Source organism: Phenylobacterium sp. (genome assembly GCF_037138395.1).
GTDB lineage: Bacteria > Pseudomonadota > Alphaproteobacteria > Caulobacterales > Caulobacteraceae > Phenylobacterium.
Genome location: NZ_JBAXIM010000203.1, coordinates 1 through 3,615 on the forward strand (window position 1 = coordinate 1; position 3,615 = coordinate 3,615).

A 3,615-nucleotide genomic window follows, 5' to 3' on the forward strand; every position below is an offset into this window, starting at 1 on the left:
CCCCTCCTGGCCGCTGTCGACCCGCCCCCGCCCGTGATCTGGGTCCTGGGAGACCCGGATCCTCTCGCGCAGACCTGCGTTGCCGTCGTCGGCGCCCGCGCCGCCTCGGCCCTCGGTCAACGATTCGCCCAGACCCTGGCCTCGGACCTGGGCACCGCGGGGGTGACTGTGGTCTCGGGCCTGGCGCGGGGCATAGACGGGGCGGCGCACGCCGGGGCCAAGGCCACCGGTACCGCGGCGGTCCTCGCCGGTGGCGTCGATGACATCTACCCACCCCAGCATGCCGATCTCTACGCGGGTATCCTGCAGGACGGCGGCTGCATCGTCTCGGAATCGGCACCGGGACGCACAGCGACCGCCGGCGACTTCCCCCGACGCAACCGGATCATCGCCGGACTTTCGCAGGCCGTCGTAGTCGTCGAGGCCGAACTCCGCTCCGGGTCGCTCATCACCGCGCGACTGGCGGCGGAGATGGGCCGTGAGGTCCTGGCTGTCCCCGGCTCGCCCCTCGATCCCCGGTCCCGGGGCGGCAATGACCTCATCCGGCAGGGTGCGGCCATCTGCGAAGGCGCGGACGACGTCCTGCGTGCCCTTGGTGGATTCTCCGGCCTGGCCGAGCCAGAGCGGAACTTCGAGACGGGACCCGACCGGACGCCAGGGTCCACACCTTCGGAAACCCGAATGGAGGCGATCCGGAACCGGGTCTTCGACCTCATGTCCCCCTCCCCCGCCACCCGCGACGAGGTGGTCCGCCTGTCGGACCTGACGGTCGCCGAGGTCAATGCGGCCCTTGCCGAACTCGAACTCTCCGGACGGGTTGTCTTCACCTCCGGTGGCGGGGTCGCCCTGGCCTAGGACGAGGCCCCAAAATCACCCCAAGTTGACATCAGGCCCCACGGCGTCCAACCCTCGCCGCCTTTCATCGGGCCAGCCGGCCCCAAGGACGCGCATGCACCTCGTCATCGTCGAGAGCCCGGCCAAGGCCAAAACTATCAACAAGTACCTCGGGCCGGGCTACAAGGTCCTGGCCAGCTACGGCCATGTCCGCGACCTGCCACCTCGGGATGGATCGGTCCGTCCGGACGAGGACTTCGCCATGTCCTGGGAGGTAGACGCCAAGGCCTCGAAGCGCCTGTCGGAGATCGCCGAGGCGGCCAAGGCCGCGGACCGCATCATCCTGGCCACCGACCCCGACCGGGAGGGCGAGGCCATCTCCTGGCACGTGCTGGATGTCCTGCAACAGAAGCGGGTTGTGAAGGACAAGCCGGTGGAGCGGGTGGTGTTCAACGCCATTACCCGTTCGGCCGTGACCGAGGCCATGAAGGCGCCCCGCCAGATCGATATGGAGTTGGTCAAGGCCTACCTGGCCCGGCGCGCCCTCGACTATCTGGTGGGCTTTACCCTGTCGCCGGTCCTCTGGAGGAAGCTGCCGGGAGCCCGCTCTGCAGGCCGGGTGCAGTCCGTCTCCCTCCGCCTGGTCGTCGACCGCGAAATCGAGATCGAGCGCTTCATCACCCGAGAATACTGGACCGTCGAGGCCGATATGACCTCGGCCGGAGCGCCCTTCACGGCCCGGCTGGCAATCCATGAAGGCCGAAAGCTTTCAAAGTTCGACCTTGGCGATGAGGCCGCAGCCGCGGCGGCCCGGGAGGCGGTGATCTCCGGCGCCTTCACAATCTCAGCGGTCGAGAAGAAGCCCGCCCGACGCTCGCCGGCACCGCCCTTCACGACCTCGACCCTGCAGCAGGAAGCCGCCCGGAAGCTCGGCTTCTCGGCCCAGCGCACCATGCAGGCGGCCCAGAAGCTCTATGAGGGCATCGACATCGGTGGCGAGACTGTGGGTCTGATCACCTACATGCGGACCGACGGTGTGCAGTCAGCGCCCGAGGCCCTGCAGGAGGCCCGCCAGGTGATTTCAGGCCTCTTCGGTGCCGACTACGTTCCGGAGTCCGCCCGCCAGTACAGGACCAAGGCCCGGAACGCCCAGGAGGCCCACGAGGCGATCCGCCCGACCAGCCTGGCCCGTAACCCTGGGTCGCTCAGGCTCGATGGCGACCTTGGCCGGCTCTACGAGTTGATCTGGAAGCGCATGCTGGCCTCCCAGATGGAATCCGCCAGAATCGAGCGGACCACCGTGGACCTGTCGACGGCCGATGGCCGAACCGGACTGAGGGCCACAGGGCAGGTCATCCTGTTTGATGGCTACCTGAAGGTCTACGAGGAAGGCCGGGATGATCCCGAGGACGAGGATGGCGGACGCCTGCCGCCGCTCCGGGAGGCCGCCAGCGCCGAGGTCCGGGTCGCGCGCGCCGACCAGCACTTCACCGAGCCGCCGCCCCGCTATTCCGAGGCGAGCCTGGTACGGAAGATGGAAGAGCTCAGCATCGGCCGCCCCTCGACCTATGCCTCGATTCTCTCGGTCCTTAGGGATCGCAGCTATGTCCGTATGGAGAAGAACCGCTTCATCCCAGAGGACAAGGGCCGCCTGGTCACCGTCTTCCTCGAGTCTTTCTTCAACCGCTATGTCGAGTACGACTTCACGGCGGCGCTTGAGGAAAAGCTGGACCAGGTGTCCGCAGGGGACCTGGACTGGAAGGCCCTGTTGCGGGAGTTCTGGGGGGATTTCCACGGGGCCACCCAAGAGGTCCTGCAAAGGTCCACCCGCGACGTCATCGAGGCCCTCAACACCACCCTGGGACCCTTTCTGTTCCCCTCCCCCGGTGGCCGCGCCTGCCCCAAGTGCGGAACGGGTGAGCTGTCCCTGAAGCCAAGCCGCTTCGAGCCCTTCATCGGCTGCTCGAACTATCCCGAATGCCGGTACACGCGGAAGTTCGGCCCCCCCTCCGAGGAGGGCGACACCCCAGCGGGAGACCGCGAACTGGGGACCGATCCCGAGACCGGCCAGACGGTCTTCCTGAAGTCCGGGCGGTTTGGTCCCTTCGTCCAGTTGGGCGAGGAGGAAAAGCCGAAGCGCGCCTCCCTACCGAAGGGCTGGTCGCCTGAGACCATGGACCTGGAAAAGGGCCTGCGGCTCCTTCGCCTGCCCCGGGAGGTGGGGAATCATCCCGAGGACGGCGGCGTCATCCTGGCCGGCATCGGCCGCTACGGTCCCTTCGTGCAGCATGCCGGGGTCTACGCCAACCTGCAGGGGGTGGACGAGGTCTTCGAGGTCGGGGTCAACCGGGCGGTGACCCTCCTGGCGGAAAAGAAGGCCGGCGGACGGGGTGGTCGCGGGGTCGCGGAGGCCCTGCGGGAGCTGGGACCCCACCCCGTGGACGGCGCTCCGGTGAGGATCCTCGCCGGTCGGTACGGTCCCTATGTCAAGCACGGCGACGTCAACGCCAACATCCCCGGGGGCGAGGACCCCGAGACCCTGACCCTCGAGGCCGCGACGGCGCTTCTTGCCGCCCGCGCAGCCAAGGCGCCCACCAAGGGCGGAAAGGCCAAGTCATCCCGGGCGACAGCTTCCGCCAAGCCAAAGGCCGCGCCCAGGGCGAAGCCGGCAGCAAAGCCAAAAACCCCTGCGAAGGCCGTCAGGAAGTCATCGCCGAAAGCCTGAGAACCAGTTTAGGCTGGAGCCATGGCCAGACCCCGCCCGCCCAAACGTCCGAACGG

Annotated in this window: 2 protein-coding genes; both read left to right on the forward strand. The window is 68.1% G+C overall.

The window, feature by feature from the left end; all coding sequences use genetic code 11:
* On the forward strand, nt 1-855 hold an 855-nt coding region (dprA, locus tag WCJ52_RS12195; RefSeq protein ID WP_336903581.1), incomplete at its 5' end, for a DNA-processing protein DprA.
* A gap of 94 nt (nt 856-949) precedes the next feature.
* A complete protein-coding gene (gene topA, locus WCJ52_RS12200; RefSeq protein WP_336903582.1) occupies nt 950-3,559 on the forward strand; it encodes a type I DNA topoisomerase in 2,610 nt (869 codons plus the stop codon).
* Nucleotides 3,560-3,615 lie beyond the last annotated feature (56 nt).

Excerpts from the sequence above, each read along its gene's own strand:
- topA (WP_336903582.1), top strand. The coding sequence starts at position 950 with ATGCACCTCGTCATCGTCGAGAGCCCGGCCAAGGCCAAAACTATCAAC.